Origin of the sequence: gamma proteobacterium SS-5, from assembly GCA_009497875.2 — a bacterium.
Classification (GTDB): domain Bacteria; phylum Pseudomonadota; class Gammaproteobacteria; order Chromatiales; family Chromatiaceae; genus Magnetovirga; species Magnetovirga frankeli.
On record CP032508.2, the window covers coordinates 3,554,043 to 3,570,329 of the forward strand.

Consider the following 16,287-nt stretch of genomic DNA (forward strand, 5'->3'; position numbering starts at 1 on the left):
CACCGCCATCGCCAAGAAGGTGCCTGCGCTGAAGACCTTCCGCGAGCGGCAGGCACGCGGTGATCTGGCGGCCAGCACCTACTCCGATTCCGGCAGCGGGCCGCCCCATGCGTATGGGCCATCTGCCCTTCCTTGGCCCAGGGTTTCCACCTCAAAGGCAATCAGATTACGCTGCTCCTTGCTGAACTCGATGCCGATAAGGTGAATCGGCTGATTGAGGGCTTGGTACTTCTCGGCATAGTTCTTGATCTTCAGCTGCCCCAGCGCCTTGCCCTCCGGCACCAGCTCGACCACTTTGAACTCGAACAGATAAACCTGTTGATTGAACAAAACGGCCATATCCAGCCGGCCTTGGTTGGTGGCATCCTCCAGGCGAATATCCAGCCCCAGGGCGGCGAAGTGGCTGTAGAAGACGCTGGCCCAGTAGCCTTCGTATTGGGTGATGGGGTTGTTGCGGTACCAGTCGTGGGGGATGCTGGCGTAGAGGCTGTGGAAGTGCTGGTGTAGTCGCTCGAAGTCGCCGCTCATCAGGCTGTCGTAGAGGCGGCTCATGCCCCGGCTGGCCTGGCTGGGATCACCCATCAGCGCCTTGGTCAGGGAGTTGTTCAGGGCGCTGCGCACCTCCAGATTGGGGTAGCCGAGCTGGTAGTCGATACGGGCACCCGTATGGCGCTGACCCTGGATGGTCAGGTAGCCGGTCTGCCAGAGCAGGGCCTCGGTGCTGATGTGATCGATATCGAACGAACCCAGCAGATCCTCGTCACCGCTCAGGGACTCCAGATTTGGGCTGAAGACACCCCGGCCAGTCATCACATCGATCAAAAAGGTCGGCGTGCCGGTTTCAAACCAGTAGCAACGGAAAAGGTGGCTATCGAACAACAGCAGCAGGTCGTAGGGGTTATACACCGCCTCGCCGGTCCAGTTGTAGCCATTGTACCAATCGCGAATTTGCTGCCGATCCAGGCCTTCCAGCTCGGGGGCGAATACCTCATCCAGGTCATCTTCCGTATAACCGCAGATCGCCGAATAGCCGACATTCAGGGTGATGTCTTCCAGATTGTTCAGGCCGGAGAAGATGCTCACCTTGCTGAACTTGGACACGCCGGTGATGAAGGCGAATTTGATCTGGGCGTCGTTGTCCTTGATCACTGAATAGAGGTTACGCAGACCATCGCGCATCTCGCGGGCCAGCTCGGGTTGGGTCAGGTTATCGACGATGGGCTTGTCGTATTCGTCCACCAGAATGACCACGCGCTGGCCGTATTTTTGCTCGGCGCTCTGGATCAGCTCGGCAAAACAGCCCGGAGCGGTGGGTTGGCGGCAGGTGATGCCCAGCTTGGCCTGGTTGATATCGAGCAATTCGCGGAACTTGGCCTCTAGCTGCGCCCGATCGCGCATCAGGCCACCGCCAAAGCTCAGGCGAATAACGGGATACTTGATGCCCCAATCCCAGTGCTCATGGGCATAGAGACCGCGAAACAGCGGCTCATTGGCCTGAAACAGCTCGGCCAGGGTATCGAGAAAAAGGGATTTGCCAAAGCGGCGTGGGCGGGATAGGAAGTAATAGCTGCCCTCTTCGATCAACTGCAGGGCAAAGGGGGTTTTGTCCACATAGTAATAGTCCTCGCCACGGATCTTGGCGAAGGTGTAGATGCCGGTAGGGAGTTTTTTGCGTTTCATGGCCCAATCATAGCACCGCATAGGGCGGGCCGCGCCCGCCGTTGGGTCGATTCAGCTGGGGCAAGCCCCTCTTGCAGCGGCACGGCGGCCAGGGGCCGCCCTATGGGTTATGGCGCTATGGATCGGCTATGTCTGGACTTGCTGTGAAACACCCTTGCCGTTGCAACGCATCCTGGGAGCTCCGAGCGCTGGCTCGGAGGTGAGTGTTAGCCCGGATGGAGTGCAGCGCCGTCCTGAGCCTGTCGAAGGGCGGAATCCGGGGTTGGTCCCAGTCCAGTGCGACCCGCGACGCAGCGCGTCGCCCCTGGGTACCCACGCAGCGCGTGGGCACCAGAAAAGGCCGATAGGGCGGGCCGCGCCCGCCGCTGATCCCACTACTGGTCCTACACCCAGCCGTCGAACTGCATCACGCCAGTGATGGCCGCTGCCGCCTCCTCGGACGCGGCCAACTCCACCGCCAGCCAGCCCCGGTCCAGGCTGCCGTCGGTCAGCTTGGTCTGGTAGGTACTGAGTTCGGCTGTGGTGGCCGCCCGGCCCAGGGTGTTTTGTATCAGCTGCTGGATATAGCCGGCATCGTCCAGGTTTGCCGTGTTGGCCTGCTGCTGGAAGCGGGCCAGCAGGTCGTTGGCATCGGCCTGGTCGCTATGGATATAGGCCCGCTCGGCGCTCCACTCGGCTTCGGTGGCGTTGCGGCCAAGAAAACCCTGGTAGAGCCGGGCGATGATGGCCTCGACGCCGTTGTGCGCCAGCACCAGGGTATCGCCGTTGCTGAAGCCGAGCATTTCAATGTTGCTCAGCAGGTACATGCTGCCATCGTCCAGTCGGGTCAGTTCCAACTGACCGTTCTTTGCCTCCAGGTGCAGGTTGCTGCGCGGGGCGTTGAGGCCGAGTACGTCATGGCCGCCGCTGCCGTCGATACTCAGGCCCAGGCCGGTGGGCAGTTCGGCCCGGTCATCACCTGGGCTGCCGGTGACCGCGCGGATGGCGTCCAGGCGCAGGATGTTGGGGTTGTCCGCCAGCCCGGCAAGCAGTTCCTCTTGGCTGAGGGCCTGTACCGACTCGGGGGCCAGATAGCGCAGGAAGGCGTCGATGATGGCCTGGCCCTCGCCCTGCCAGTTCTGGATGGCCTCCGCCTCGGCTGTGGTCGGGTCGCGTCCCAGCCAGGTGCCGATCAGGTGCTGGCCCAGGGCCTCGTTGGCGCTGTGGGCCAGGGTCAGGCTATCGCCCTGATCGAACTGGAGGCGTTCGACGTCCCACAGGCGGGTGGTCTCGCCGCTGGTTTGCTGGGTGAGGTTGACCTGGCCGTTGCCGATGAGTTCGATGCTGTAATCGGCACGGTTGCCGCTGAGCAGGGCGGTATCAATGCCCAGGCCGCCGTTGAGCTTGTCCTCACCACTTCCACCGCTGAGGCTGTCGTTACCGCTGCCGCCGAAGACGGTGTCGTTGCCTGCATCACCGAACAACTGATCCGCACCACCCAGGCTACCGACGGTGTCCTTGCCACCGCCGCCGCGCAGGACGTCGTCGTCTTCACCCAGGACAATGTACTGGTTGTCGTCATCGGCGACGACGAAGTTGCGGCCCTCGCCACCGGAGACACTAACCGCGCCGATGATGATGGCGAACTCGACCTTGTCGAACTCGATCACCGTGCCCGAGGGCAGGTTACTCACGTCGATCACCAGGGCCTCCTGGCGGTTGGGGTTTTGTTCGTCGTCCTCACCGGTGCCGGTGGCACCGGTGACCCGTATCGGCTGAGTGGGTACGCTGCCGTTGGATTCGAACGTTACGGTGCGGACCGTGACCTCTTGCTCGTTCTGCACCGTGGGCACATAGGCGTCGATACCGGCCTGCAGAATCTCGTCAAACACCTGTTCCTCGTCGATGCGCGGATTGGAGGCGGCAATGAGCAGATCACGCAGGGTACCGGCGCTAGTGCCGGTGACCTGTTGCGCGGTCACGCCCACGCCCACGGGCAGGCTGACTTGCAGAATCGTCTCGCCGTCTTCGCCCTGAGCCAGGGGGATGTCGGCTTGGGGGGTGGCGTCGTTCTCGTCTTCGCGATCCCCTTCAACGATGGGCACCGAGGTGGTGGTCGTGGTACTGCCGCCGGTGTTGGTGGTGGTTGTGCTGACCTCAGTGCCATCCACGGTCTCGGTTTCCGGCTCGGGCTCAGGCTCGGGTTCGGGTTCGGGTTCGGGCTCGGGCTCGGGCTCGGGCTCGGGCTCTGGTTCCGGCGCCGGAGGGGGTGGTGGCGGTGTTGGCGGGGTTTCATCCACGTCGGTGACGGTCACGGTCAGGGTCTGTACGTCGCTGCCGCCGTTGCCGTCGCTGGCGGTGACTTCGACCACGTAGGTGTTGTTGGTGTCGCTGTCAGCGGGCGTCTCGAAGTCGGGGGCGGTAGCAAAGGTCAGCACGCCATTGTTGGCATCGATGTTGAACTTGGCCTGATCGGTGCCGCCGCTGAGGCTGTAGGTGACCGTGTCGCTGTCGGCGTCGGTGGCGGTGAGGGTGGTGACGGCGGTGGTGTTTTCGGTGACGTTGAGCGCTGCCGTTTCACCGCCGCCGTTGCTGGTGATGACCGGGGGCTGGTTCACGGTGGCGGTGATGCCGTTGCCGGTGGTGTCGGCAATCACCACGGCGGCGTCTGCTCCCGCTGCCCAGTCTTCCGCTGCCGCCAAGTTGTAGCTGGTGCCGCCGCTTGACGACGTGCCGTCCTTGTTGATCAGGGCGTTGACTGCTGCCTTGTCGGTGGTCGAGAGGGTCAGGGTGAAGCTGGTAGTCGAGGTGATTTCGACGTCGGCGCTATCAGTCAGCGTATGGGTCGTCCCGCCTTCGCCGGTGATGGTGAATTTGTTGGCGACAATGTCATTATTAACGCCTGCGCGCTTGACGAAACCGGCGCCGGTGACAACCAGTTCGCCGGTAGCAGTGCCATAGGTGGCACTGGCAATGGTCGGTACTGGGACACTGCTGACGGTTACTGCGTTGGTGGTATCGCTGCTGTCGCCTGGGGTCCAGTTGGCATTCCAATCATCGTCTGCGGCCAGGTTGTAGTCGGTGCCGCTGGTGGAGCTGGTCCCGTTCTTGTTCAGAAAACGTTCCACCACGGCCTGGTCCGTGGCGTTGAGGGTGACGGTGAACTCAGTATCGGAGGTAATTTCCACATCGTTACTGGTGAGGGTGTAGCTCTCCTCGCCTTCGCCCTTGAGGCTGAGCATGCTCGTGTCGATATCATCCCCGGCACTGTTGGCCTGCAGATCGGTACCGGTGACAACCAGCTCGCCGGTGGTCGCATCGTAGGTGGCAGAGGTGATTCTGGGGATGTCGGTCACCGCGATGGTGAAGTTTACCGCACCGTCTTCATCGCCTGTATTAGCAGTGCCATCGTTGTCGTTGAGGGTCAGGGTGAAGGTCTGGTCGCCCGTGCCGGCGGGTGGGTTGTAGGTCAGGCCCTGGATCAGGGTTTGAATACGCTCAGAGGTGGCATCGCTGTTGAAATTGATTCGCAAGGTGTTGCCACCCTGACCGTCACTGGTGCCGTCAGCCGTGCCAATAGCCGTCCCGCCAACAGAGACCGTCTCTCCAGCGGCGATAGTGGCATCGTCTCCAGAGGTGACATTGACGTCATCCACTCCAAAGTGACCATTAACGGTGTTGTTGCTGCCGTTATCGGTAATGGTCAGGAAACCGCCGTTGTAGTCACTCGAGTCGGCGTTGCTGACCGTGGCATCATCCAGACCGAAGATATTCTGAGCGCCGCCAGTCGTTATGATACTTGAGGTCTCGCCATCTATGCCACCCAGCACCGGCGCATCGTTCACCGCCGTCACATTCACCGTCGCCGCCAATGCCAAGGCAGCGCTGTCGTCACCCGAGTTGGCCGTACTACCACTATCCTGCAGCACGGTAATGGTGACCACCCGGTTGCTGGCCGTGGAAGGGTCATCCGAAGTATGGCGATAGGCCAAGCCATCCACCAGAGTCTGAAGCGCCGCAGCGCTGAGAGTGGCAGCACTGAAACTGACGGTGGCCGTGCTACCAGTGACCGAGACACTGACGGAGAGGCTGTTGGTGGCGGTGGTGACGCTGTTGCCGTTGGTTAGTGCGACATCTGAGCCATCGAAACTCAAAATCTCACTAGCGCCATCTGTGACGTTGGTCACTGTCAGAGTCAGTGCCGTGAATGTCTGGCCCGACTCCACGGTGGAAGCAGTCACTGTATTGAAGAGATCAGCGGCCGCAGTGCCTTCCACATAGGTTGGGCTGCCGCCGGTAGCGGTCAGGGTGGGCTCATCGTTGACACCCGTGACAGAGACAGTCGTAACACCGTTTGTGGTTCCCGGGTTATCCCCGGTGCCCTGCACATTGCCAGAGTTGCCGTCAGAGAAGGACCAGTCCAGTTGAACCGAACTGGCCGGATCATCTGAGGCGTTGGCATAACGGATGCCCTGCATAACTTCATTGACCAGGGCGGTTGTCGGGATAGTTCCATTATTGGCAAAGGTAACGGTCACCTGCCCTGGGGTTGAAGAAGTATCAAAGGTTGCAATGACGTGACCAGCGGCAGAGATATTCGAGCCGGCAACTGTGAGGTTACCACCACTTTGAATCGAAAATTGGTCGTCGCCATTGGCCCCACCGTTACGCGCTATGGTCACTGAAGCACCGGCATAGTTGCCGTTGCCGGAGTTCAGTGCATCCAGTTCTACATCGGCGACCGTAACGTCGCTGTCCAGCACCACCGCGCTGCTTCCTTCCGTGAAGCTGGGGGTTCCATTAAGGCCGGAGAAAACAGGGGTGTCGTTAACAGCGTTAACATCCACATTGACAGTGCCAAGAGCCACGTCACCACTTCCGGCACCATCGTTCGCAGTCACGGCTATGGTTGCTGCTGCGTTACCGTTTTCATTGGTGGCCGCCGTATACTGGATATTCGAGGCTGTATCCAAATAGGTATTGATATCGGCAGCGGCACCAAGCAGTGTGATGGTCGTTGCGTTGACCGTCGTTTGCGTAACCCCGCTACCGACGCTAGCACCATCCGCCGGGGTCGCAAACGTTCCGGTGGATGCTGTCAATGTTACCGTCAGGTTATCGCCGTCAACATCCGCAAAAGAGGCTGCCGAAAGGTCGATATCGCTCTGGGTGTCTTCGGTGACTGTGACTGCTGCCGGCAGGTTTGACACCGTCGGATCGTCGTTAACGCCATCGATTGTGATGCTCACCGTATCCGCTGTGCCGTCTGCGGAGCCGTCATTGGGAGTGACCGTCAGAGTGGCACTGGTTGTGTCGTTCGCCGCGGTGGTATAGGTGATTTTGCTGGTATCGTTTAGATAGGTATTCAGATTGGCTGCTGTCCCTTGCAGTGTCATCGAGGCAGTGCCAGAGCTGGCAACCGTTACGTCAGAAGTCGTACCATCTCCATCGGTTGATGCGATCGTCCCACGATCCACGGCCAGGGTCAGGGTGATGGGTTCGCCGCCTTCAGGGTCGCTGATAGAATAATCAGAGAGGTCGATGGCTGTCGCCACGTCCTCGGTGGCGGTGGTATCCAGCGGTGTTCCGCCGAGGGTGGGGGCCTCGTTAACCGTGGCGGTAATGCCGATGCCCGTCAGGTCGGCAATGTCGACTGCCGCATCCGCGCCCGCTGCCCAGTCTTCCGCTGCCGCCAAGTTGTAGCTGGTGTTGTCGCTTGACGACGTGCCTGCCTTGTTGATCAGGGCGTTGACCGCTGCTTTGTCGTTGTCCGAGAGGGTCAGGGTGAAGCTGGTGGCCAAGGTGATTTCGACACCTGGCGTATCTGTCAGTGTATGCTCGCCATTCGCTTCGCCAGTGATGGTCAATTTATCGGCAACAATGTCCCAATCACCATATTTTTGGGTAAATCCATCGCCGGTAACAACCAGCTCACCGGTAACGTTATCATAGGTCGCGCTGGTGATACTAGGCGCGGGCACAGGGGGTACAGTGATACCGTTAATGCCACTGCCACTGCTACCCGTATCATCAGAAGCCGAGGGAAAAGCGGCAAGAAAGCCAGAGCCGGCTCGAAGAGCATAAGACGTTCCATCGGTTGAGGATGTTCCGCCTTTGTTCAATATTTGATTAACTTCATCCTTGTCTGTATCAGAGAGACTCAACCTGAACTCAGTGGCAGAAGTAATCTCTACGTTAGCTGTATCGGTCAACGTATATCTTAAACTGTCTCCACCTTCCCCGATTATCATGAACTTGTTTGCAGCAATATCGTTATTTTCGCCATCAAACGCTGTGAAATTAACCCCGGACACCACCAATAAACCTGTATCTGGATCATAGGTTGCACTGGAAATCCTGGGCGGATTGATTTTGATAGAATCAATAAAGATCGAGCTTACTTCAACACCTGCGGGAGGAACTATTCGAAGTGCGTCAATGTTAGCAAATTCGTCTTTATGATAAAAATTATACGTTTTCCATTCTCTAAAGGTCCCAAACGAGCTAAGATTAAATGTCGATGTTGCTCCCGTTACCGGACTACCATCCCTATAGCCGATAAAAGTCATCGTGTCGGTAGAGTTGTTGGGATCATAATCGAGTCGCATACCAATAGAGTATAGAGTAAACTCGGAACCATCGTTAGATGCTATTTGACCCCAGAGAAGTTGGGTTGTAGTTCCTGTGTCACTGAAACCTACAGCATCTTGACCAAAAGCATTAAGATTCTCATCCACATATTGAACCCGTGTTGAACTATCACCGTCTCCTTGAGCGGAAAAATCCCATCCTGAGGTGAACACATCTTCTGCAATTACAGTAGGCGTTCCATAAGCTATAGTGTCCCAATCATCAAAATTGGGTAGAGTGGGGTCGATATCGAACGTGGTTATCGATGCTGGAGTCGCGAGAATATGAGTAAAGGTGTTCAGTAAATCACTCGAGATTGCGCTGGAACTCACTGGCCCGCTGGCTACTTCAAGGACCCAGTCCCCCTGCAAACTAACTGCACCGGTAATATCATCCGATGCCGCAACATCACCTTGGGTGATTTCCGTCAGACGATGGACAAAGGCTTGCCCTTCGTCATCCGCTGCCACATTGCAGCCATAGAGCAGGATGTCGCCCTCCTCGCTCAGGGCCTGACGAATGACGGCCAGTTCATCGCCATAGGCGTCCAACGTAGCGTTATTGAGCGAGGCCCCGCCGAGGATGATCCGGCCGTTGCTGCCGTGGGAAAAGATGTGCAGCGCCTCGATGCCACTGCGCCCTGCCAGCGCCGCGGCCAGTTCGGCCACTCCATCGCCCTGACCGGACAGCAGGATGACGTCAAGCCCAGCCTCACGGGCGGCTTGTTCGAGGACCTGGTAGTCCTGGACCTGGGTATCGATGACGGCGATTTGGTTTTGGGTCGGCATGGGGCTTCTCTCTAAGGGGTACAAAAACATCGATTATCACGATCCTTATCCTAGTCCTGTTTGCCCGAATCACAACCATCGAAATACATCAAAATCTATCAAAATCAATCATATCAGGCCGAACAAAGCCGGCTCAGGATTGACTCGACTGGAACAGATGTCCACTTTAAGTGTTGCATGTTTTTGTATATAAAAGGACAAATTAAAATCTATCAGAATGTCACAATTCCAAGCGGTGACCTTTTCCTATTGCGGTATCTGGGCGCAAGGTTTCGCGCCACCGGGTTGATCTCGCTATCATTGGGGTTCCGATGCGTTTCAGGCGAGATGATCCATGCCCCCCTGTTTGCAGTTCCCGCGTTTTTCACTGCTGCTGTTGTTGGCCTTGTTGGCCTGGCAGGGGGTTGCCTAGGGGGGCTCCGGGCCGGTGGTGGCTCGCGAGGGGGTGTTGAGCCTGGCGGGGCATCTGGCGTTTCTTGATGATGCCGAGGGCGAGCTGGACCTGGCCGCAGTGCTGGGCGGGGCCGCCGAGGGCTTCCGGCCCCTGCCGGGCTTTATCAATCGGGGCTATACCGGTGCGGTGAGTTGGTTACGCTTGCGCGTGGCATTCGATGCGAATTCGCCCGATAAGCTGACCCTGTGGATGGATCCGCCCTATCTGGACCGGGTGGATGTGTGGGTGCAACGGGGGGGCCGATCCCGCCGACCCGGACAGTTATGTGCACAAGCGACTGGGCGACTAGGAGCGGATCACCGATGCGCTGAACCGGCATCCGCGTCTGCTGCTGCGCATGGAACCGAGCGCACCCGATGAGCAGTGGGTGTTTATCCGCGTGCAGAGCAAGGGCGCGCTGACGCTGCGCGCCTTTCTCATGGGCCCGCAGGCGCTGGCCGCCGAGACCCAGCGGGTGGTGCTGATCCAGGGCGGTTATCTGGCCATCACCCTGACCCTGACGTTGATCAACGGCCTGCTGGCGCTGCGCCTGCGCGATCTGTTCTACGGCTGGTACAGCGCCTATATCGCCACCCTCTGCTTCGGCTACCTGGGGATAGAGGGGATGCTGCGCCTGCTCTGGCCGGCGGCAGTGCCATTGTTCGGCGACTTCCTGGTGGCGCTGGCTACCGGCCTCGGCTTTGCCACCTTTGCGCTGTTCATCATGCGGCTGTTCGAGACCCGCCGGCGCAACCCCCGGATTCATCGTGGCCTGCAGGCTGTCGTGGCCCTCGGGGTGCTGAGTTTTCTCAGTGGTACGACGCCCTACTACAACCTCTTTGTCCAGCCCCTGGCGACCACGGGTCTGTTCCTCGTGTTTCTCTACATGGGCATGGCCTGGATGCACATGCGCCAGGGCCTGGTCGCCGGGCGGTTGTTTTTCAGCGCCTTTTCCATTACCGCCGTTGGCGCCATGATCACCTTTATGGGTATGCTCGGGCTGCTGCCGAGCACCGAGTTGACCCGCTACGCGTTGCAGTACAGTTCGGTGTTCCACATGATCCTGATGACCCTGGCCTTGTCGGAGCGGGTGTTGGCGGCGGAGGCGGCGGCCCTGGAGGCGGCGCAGGCGGCGGAGGGCAAGGCGGTGGCCCTGGCGCGGGAGATGACCCGGAACCTGGTGGAGAAGCAGGCGCAGTTGCAGGAGGCGCTGACCTCAGAGCAGACCCTCCGCGCGGAGCAGCGCCAGTTCATCGACACCATCAGCCACGAGTACCGCACGCCCCTGTCCATCGTGCGCACCCACCTGGACGTTCTCGACGGCAAGGGGCGGATTGAACAGGAACGCATGGCGGTACTGAACAAGGCGATGGGACGTCTGCAGGGATTATTCAGCGAGGCGCTGCAGACCCACCGGCAGGGGCGTCCGCCGCAGGTGCGGCTACAGCGGGTGGACCTGGCACCGCTGTTGAACGGCGCGGTGGCCGATTTTCGTCAACTACACCCCGATTGCCCGATCGTCTATCGGCCCCTGTCCGAGCCGCTGCCCCTGATGCTCGACCCGGGCCTGTTCCAGGTGGTGGTGGAGAATCTGCTCGGCAACGCCTCGCGTTACCGCTATCCGGTCGATGGGGCGTATCCGGTCGAACTGGAACTGGTGCTGGAGGCCGATGCGGTGCGGTTGCGTTTCGGCAACGCCGTCGATCCAGGCAAGCCGTTACAGCGGGAGGCGCTGTTCGAGCGATTTGTACGGGGGGCCACGGGCGGCGGTCGGCCCGGCATGGGCTTGGGCCTCTACCTGGTGCGGCGGATCGTGCAGGATATGTCCGGTGAGGTCCATATTCTGGATACGCCCAGGGATCGCTTCCTGATCGAGGTGTGCCTGCCTCGCCAGGGTGGCGCGACGGGTCAACCCGCCGGCGTGACGGCGGCATGATGGCCCTCGAAGATTCCATGCGGTGTCGGCCCGTCGCCGTCGTTCCTCTTGATTCAGGGAGTTCCTGCCCATGACATCCATTCCCATTCTCCTGGTCGAGGACGACGAGGATCTCTGCAGCGCGTTGGGGGAGTTGCTGGAGATCAACGGGTACCGGGTGACCCAGGCCCGCAGTGGCCTGGATTTCTACCGCGCCCTGGATCTTGGCACGCCCTTTCAGGTGGCGTTGATCGATCTGGGGTTACCCGACCAGCCCGGACAGGTGTTGGCCGAGTACGCCCGGTGCAATACCGCCATGTCGGTGATCATTATTACCGCCAACGATGAGGTGGAGAACCGGGTCGAGGTGTACCGCAGCGGCATCGACCTGTTTCTGAGCAAGCCCATCGATCACCGCGAGCTGCTGGCCGCCGTCAGCGCCATGGCTGCTCGTTACCAGGAGCGGCAACAGCCGGCCCGAGTGGCGGATGAAACGGCCAGCGGCCAGTGCCCGGATCAGATCTGGCGACTGGACACCAGACACCGCCAATTGCTTACGCCAAGCGGAAGGATGATCGCATTGACGCCGAAGGAGAGCGCACTGTGCAGTCGCTTTTGCGCGCATCCCGAGGACACGATTCCCCGAGAAATCCTGCTCGAACACCTGTATGGACGGCACGACCACTCCGCCCAGCGCGCCCTGGACAATCTGGTGCGCCGCCTGCGCGGCAAGATTAGCGAGACCACCGGCGACCCCGCGCCCATCATCACCACCTACGGCGTCGGTTATGGGTTTGCGGAGCGGTTGGTGTGGAGATAAGCTTGGATTGCTAACCCATGGTTTCCACATTGAACCCCACCAGGTTACGCTGTTCCCGACTGAATTCGATGCCAATCAGGTGGATAGGATATACGGTGACCAAATACACTAATCATCTCACTTCCTCCTTTTTGGCTCTCGTTTTAGTGACGTCAAATCTGCCCAGGGTAAACCGTTGGCGGGCTCAAGGTGCGGGTAAGGCCAAACCGATGGCCGGATCAGCTTGCAGTCCGCTGCGTTGGATAGGCCTGTGACCTGAACCCTGTGGTGCTAGACTATTCCCATTGAATATTCCCCTGGGAGATGGGCATGCAAACGGTGAATGTGAGTGGCTTGAAGAACAACCCCAGCGATGCCTTGCGGCGGGCGCGTCACGATGTGGTGGTGGTGATGAATCGAGATAAACCCGATGCCTTGATGGTGGGGGTAGAGGCGCTTGGCGGGCTCGATCTGGCGGGCGTTCGGCCGGCCCTGGCTACAGCGTTGTTTCGGGATGGGCATTTGTCTTTGGCACGGGCGTCACGCTTGGCTGAGATGAGCCTGAGTCAGTTTATTACCCATGTGTCGCGCCTGGGTATTCCAGTGATCAGTCTGGAGGCAGCGGATGCCACGGCGGATATGGAGACGCTGGACACATGGCTGGCCGGGTCCTGAGTGATGCCAGCCCGTTGATCGGGCTGGCGCGTGTAGATGGCCTGCCTTGGTTGAAAGACCTTTTCGGCGAGGTTTGGGTACCGCAGGAAGTCTGGCGCGAGCTGTTGCCGGGCCGTGGTTTGCCGGATGAGCCCCTTTTGCTGTGCGCCCATGAACGAGGCATTTTGCGGTTGTGTGATGCGGCACCCGTCGAGCCCCCCGGTGCCTGTATAGATGCCGGACTGGACGCCGGATTGGACGAGGGCGAAACCGCCTGCATCCGACACGCGCTGGCCGATGGGAAAGGCTCATTGTTGCTAATGGATGAGCGTGCGGGACGGGCGATTGCCATTGAGCAGGGTCTGCAGGTGGTGGGGACTGCGGCGGTGATCGGCATGGCCCGCCAGCGGGGGTTGATCCCATCCGCCAAGGCGGTGTTTGCTCGTTTGCACGCCTCCGACTTTCGCATTTCTGCCGCCGTGATCTCGACGATCTTGCGCCGGGTGGGTGAGGCGGATTGAGGGCTCAGGGTTATTTAACCTGCCCCGCCACCCCGCCAGCACCTATGTTCAATGGCCATCAAATACCGCCGTCACGCTCGGCGCGTCCAGAATCCGGTCAGCCCAAAGATCGAGTTGATCAAGGGTCGCTTCCGACAAGCGCACGCGGGTCTCCTCTGACAAAGGGCCAAAGCGTTTGGTCAGTAGCCGGGAGAGCATGGCAGCGGCTTCTTCACGTTTGCCTTGCTGCATACCCTGCTGCATCCCTTGCTGCATGCCCTGCTGCAGCCCCCTCTCCGTCGCCGCTCGCAGTGCCGATGACTCATCCCGCATCGCCCGTTCGCGCACAAAGGCCATGCGCCGGGTTTCCGCATCGGCGCTGAGGCCTTTGAGTTTGTCCAGTGCCTGTTGTACCGGTGGGTAGTCGATGCTTTGCATGGTGCAGTCCTCCTGCCAGTGTTCAAACAGTTTGATCCAGTCCGCCAGAGGGCCCTGGGTATGGCCCAGGCGGTCCGCTTTGCTGAGTTCAATAATGTGCAATTTTAGCTCATCGCCGAGCCTGACCTGCGGATTGTTGCGGTCGCGCAATTCAAAGCACCATTGTGCCTGGTTGGCGTTTTCCGGCTGGTCGAACAGGTCAAAATCCAGCAGATGGATGCCGATGACGGGTTTCAGGCTGTAGTAATCCTCGCCGCTGCTGATTTGGCCGGAGAGGGCGCGGGCCAGGTAATAGGTGCTGCGGGCGCTCCAGGGGTCGAAACGGCGAATCTGCATTTCGACATTGAACAGGCGACCGTGCTGATCCTTGACCAGGATGTCGAGGACGATGAATTTGCCTTTGATTTCATCCGGTTCGATACGCGGATTGAGGACCTCCACCACCTCAACCGGCGGTTCGTCGCTGCGCACGGCGTTGATCAGGGCAGCAAGCAGGGCCGGGGCCTCGGCAAACAGCTTCTTGAAGACGTAGTCGTTTTTCGGGTCGAGCAGGCCGTCTGCTGGGACGGCGTTGGTTGGGGTGGCGGTCATGGCGACTCCTGAAGATTGCTGGGGGCTATGCTGAGTGATTTTAGGGGCGAGTGAGTTCAGGTACTCACGGGCGTAAAGCCAGGGAGCGAGCTGAGCAAACCCATATACCGCAGGCCAAGTCCCACCTTTTCATAGGGTTGGAATAATTCAGATCAGCACCTGCTGGGTGAGAGTTTCCACATCAAACCCACTCAGATTACGCTGCTCCTTGCTGAATTCGATGCCGATGAGGTGAATCGGCTGATTGAGGGCTTGGTACTTCTCGGCATAGTTCTTGATCTTCAGCTGCCCCAGCGCCTTGCCCTCCGGCACCAGCTCGACCACCTTGAACTCGAACAAATAGACCTGTTGATTGAACAATACGGCCATATCCAGCCGCCCCTGGTTGGTGGCGTCTTCCAGGCGAATATCCAGCCCCAGGGCGGCGAAGTGGCTGTAGAAGACGCTGGCCCAGTAGCCTTCGTAGTGGGTGATGGGGTTGTTGCGGTACCAGTCGTGGGGGATGCCGGCGTAGAGGCTGTGAAAGTGCTGGCGCAGCTGCTCGAAGTCACCGCTCATCAGGGTATCGTAGAGACGGCTGACTGACTCGCTGGCCAAGCTGGCGTTGCCGTAGAGTCGGCTGAGCAGGGCCTCGTTGAGGGCGCTTTCCACCTCCAGATTGGGGTAGCCGAGCCGGTATTCGACCCGGGCAGTACCCACCTGGCGCTGGCCGTGGAGGGTCAAATAGCCGGTCTGCCAGAGCAGGGCCTCGGTGGTCATGTCGTCCACATCAAAGCGCGATAGCAGGGCCTCGGTGGCATGCCAGGCGCTGATCTTGGGGCTGAAGGTCTGGCGCTGGGTGAGTACGTCGATCAGGAAGGTCGGCGTGCCGGTTTCAAACCAGTAGCAACGGAACAGGCGGCTATCGAACAACAGCAGCAGGTCGTAGGGGTTATACACCGCCTCGCCGGTCCAGTTGTAGCCATTGTACCAATCGCGAATTTGCTGCCGATCCAGGCCTTCCAGCTCGGGGGCGAATACCTCATCCAGGTCATCTTCCGTATAACCGCAGATCGCCGAATAGCCGACATTCAGGGTGATGTCTTCCAGATTGTTCAGGCCGGAGAAGATGCTCACCTTACTGAACTTGGAAACGCCGGTGATGAAGGCGAATTTGATCTGGGCGTCGTTATCCTTGATCACCGAGTAGAAATTACGCAGGCCATCGCGCATCTCCCGAGCCAACTCGGGCTGGGTCAGGTTATCGACAATGGGCTTGTCGTACTCATCCACCAGAATCACTACGCGCTGACCGTATTTTTGCTCGGCGCTTTGGATCAGCTCGGCAAAACAGCCCGGAGCGGTGGGTTGGCGGCAGCTGATGCCCAGCCTGGCCTGGTTGATGTCGAGCAATTCGCGGAACTTGGCCTCCAGCTGCGCCCGATCGCGCATCAGGCCACCACCAAAGCTCAGGCGAATAACGGGATACTTGATGCCCCAATCCCAGTGCTCATGGGCATAGAGACCGCGAAACAGCGGCTCATTGGCCTGAAACAGCTCGGCCAGGGTGTCCAAGAACAGGGATTTGCCAAAGCGGCGTGGGCGGGATAGGAAGTAATAGCTGCCCTCTTCGATCAACTGCAGGGCAAAGGGGGTTTTGTCCACATAGTAATAGTCCTCGCCACGGATCTTGGCGAAGGTGTAGATGCCGGTAGGGAGTTTTTTGCGTTTCATGCCACCATGATAGCACCGCATAGGGCGGGCCGCGCCCGCCGCTGGGTCGATTCAGCTGGGCCAGCAGCGCCCCACCTCGTCGGCACGGCGGCCAGGGGCCGCCCTATGGGTTGTGGCGCTATGGATCGGCTATGTCTGGACTTGCTGTGAAACACCCTTGCCGTTGC

At 59.7% G+C, this 16,287-nt stretch carries 9 protein-coding genes and 3 pseudogenes; 5 read left to right on the forward strand and 7 right to left on the reverse strand.

Features of this window, described 5'->3' with window-relative positions; translation table 11 throughout:
• Window positions 1-78: 78 nt before the first annotated feature.
• The 5 genes and pseudogenes from D5125_04555 to D5125_04580 all read right to left on the reverse strand — a co-directional run bounded on the left by D5125_04555 (window position 79) and on the right by D5125_04580 (window position 9,107).
• Window positions 79-1,680 carry an ATP-binding protein gene (locus tag D5125_04555; protein ID QFY91055.1) on the reverse strand — a complete coding sequence of 534 codons (1,602 nt, stop codon included), beginning with the start codon at window positions 1,678-1,680 and terminating at the stop codon, window positions 79-81.
• A 383-nt stretch (window positions 1,681-2,063) separates the two neighbouring features.
• On the reverse strand, window positions 2,064-3,830 hold the full coding sequence (locus D5125_04560; protein QFY88805.2) for a DUF4214 domain-containing protein: 1,767 nt from the start codon (window positions 3,828-3,830) through the stop codon (window positions 2,064-2,066).
• 132 nt (window positions 3,831-3,962) lie between these two features.
• Window positions 3,963-6,137: pseudogene (locus D5125_04570) on the reverse strand (cadherin repeat domain-containing protein).
• A gap of 582 nt (window positions 6,138-6,719) precedes the next feature.
• Window positions 6,720-8,267 (reverse strand): annotated as a pseudogene (locus tag D5125_04575) (VCBS domain-containing protein).
• 300 nt (window positions 8,268-8,567) lie between these two features.
• Window positions 8,568-9,107: pseudogene (locus tag D5125_04580) on the reverse strand (DUF4347 domain-containing protein).
• Window positions 9,108-9,525: 418 nt separating this feature from the next.
• On the opposite strand from D5125_04580, the gene D5125_04585 reads away from it, so the two are divergent.
• The 5 genes from D5125_04585 to D5125_04605 all read left to right on the forward strand — a co-directional run bounded on the left by D5125_04585 (window position 9,526) and on the right by D5125_04605 (window position 13,399).
• Window positions 9,526-9,891 carry a hypothetical protein gene (locus D5125_04585; protein ID QFY88806.2) on the forward strand — a complete coding sequence of 122 codons (366 nt, stop codon included), beginning with the start codon at window positions 9,526-9,528 and terminating at the stop codon, window positions 9,889-9,891.
• The gene (locus D5125_04590; GenBank protein QFY88807.1) at window positions 9,869-11,446 is read left to right on the forward strand and encodes a hypothetical protein; all 1,578 of its coding nucleotides are present in this window, start codon (window positions 9,869-9,871) and stop codon (window positions 11,444-11,446) included. Before D5125_04585 ends, D5125_04590 begins: the two co-directional genes overlap by 23 nt.
• A gap of 70 nt (window positions 11,447-11,516) precedes the next feature.
• Entirely contained in the window at window positions 11,517-12,245 is a 729-nt protein-coding gene (locus tag D5125_04595) for a response regulator transcription factor (protein ID QFY88808.1), read from the forward strand.
• A 309-nt stretch (window positions 12,246-12,554) separates the two neighbouring features.
• Window positions 12,555-12,899 (forward strand): UPF0175 family protein, encoded by a 345-nt coding sequence (locus D5125_04600; GenBank protein ID QFY91056.1) that lies wholly within the window; start codon window positions 12,555-12,557, stop codon window positions 12,897-12,899.
• Window positions 12,881-13,399 carry a DUF3368 domain-containing protein gene (locus D5125_04605; protein QFY88809.1) on the forward strand — a complete coding sequence of 173 codons (519 nt, stop codon included), beginning with the start codon at window positions 12,881-12,883 and terminating at the stop codon, window positions 13,397-13,399. The genes D5125_04600 and D5125_04605 overlap by 19 nt, the downstream gene beginning before the upstream one ends.
• A gap of 48 nt (window positions 13,400-13,447) precedes the next feature.
• Here D5125_04605 and D5125_04610 read toward each other — a convergent pair whose 3' ends face one another.
• Both D5125_04610 and D5125_04615 read right to left on the reverse strand, forming a co-directional pair.
• Window positions 13,448-14,407 (reverse strand): Rpn family recombination-promoting nuclease/putative transposase, encoded by a 960-nt coding sequence (locus D5125_04610; protein QFY88810.1) that lies wholly within the window; start codon window positions 14,405-14,407, stop codon window positions 13,448-13,450.
• Between the two features lie 147 nt (window positions 14,408-14,554).
• Entirely contained in the window at window positions 14,555-16,120 is a 1,566-nt protein-coding gene (locus D5125_04615) for an ATP-binding protein (GenBank protein QFY88811.1), read from the reverse strand.
• Between the last annotated feature and the right edge of the window lie 167 nt (window positions 16,121-16,287).

Coding starts and splice junctions, on each gene's coding strand:
- D5125_04610 (QFY88810.1), bottom strand. CDS start 14,407: ATGACCGCCACCCCAACCAACGCCGTCCCAGCAGACGGCCTGCTCGAC.
- D5125_04555 (QFY91055.1), bottom strand. CDS start 1,680: ATGAAACGCAAAAAACTCCCTACCGGCATCTACACCTTCGCCAAGATC.
- D5125_04605 (QFY88809.1), top strand. CDS start 12,881: ATGGCTGGCCGGGTCCTGAGTGATGCCAGCCCGTTGATCGGGCTGGCG.
- D5125_04590 (QFY88807.1), top strand. CDS start 9,869: ATGGAACCGAGCGCACCCGATGAGCAGTGGGTGTTTATCCGCGTGCAG.
- D5125_04615 (QFY88811.1), bottom strand. CDS start 16,120: ATGAAACGCAAAAAACTCCCTACCGGCATCTACACCTTCGCCAAGATC.
- D5125_04595 (QFY88808.1), top strand. CDS start 11,517: ATGACATCCATTCCCATTCTCCTGGTCGAGGACGACGAGGATCTCTGC.
- D5125_04600 (QFY91056.1), top strand. CDS start 12,555: ATGCAAACGGTGAATGTGAGTGGCTTGAAGAACAACCCCAGCGATGCC.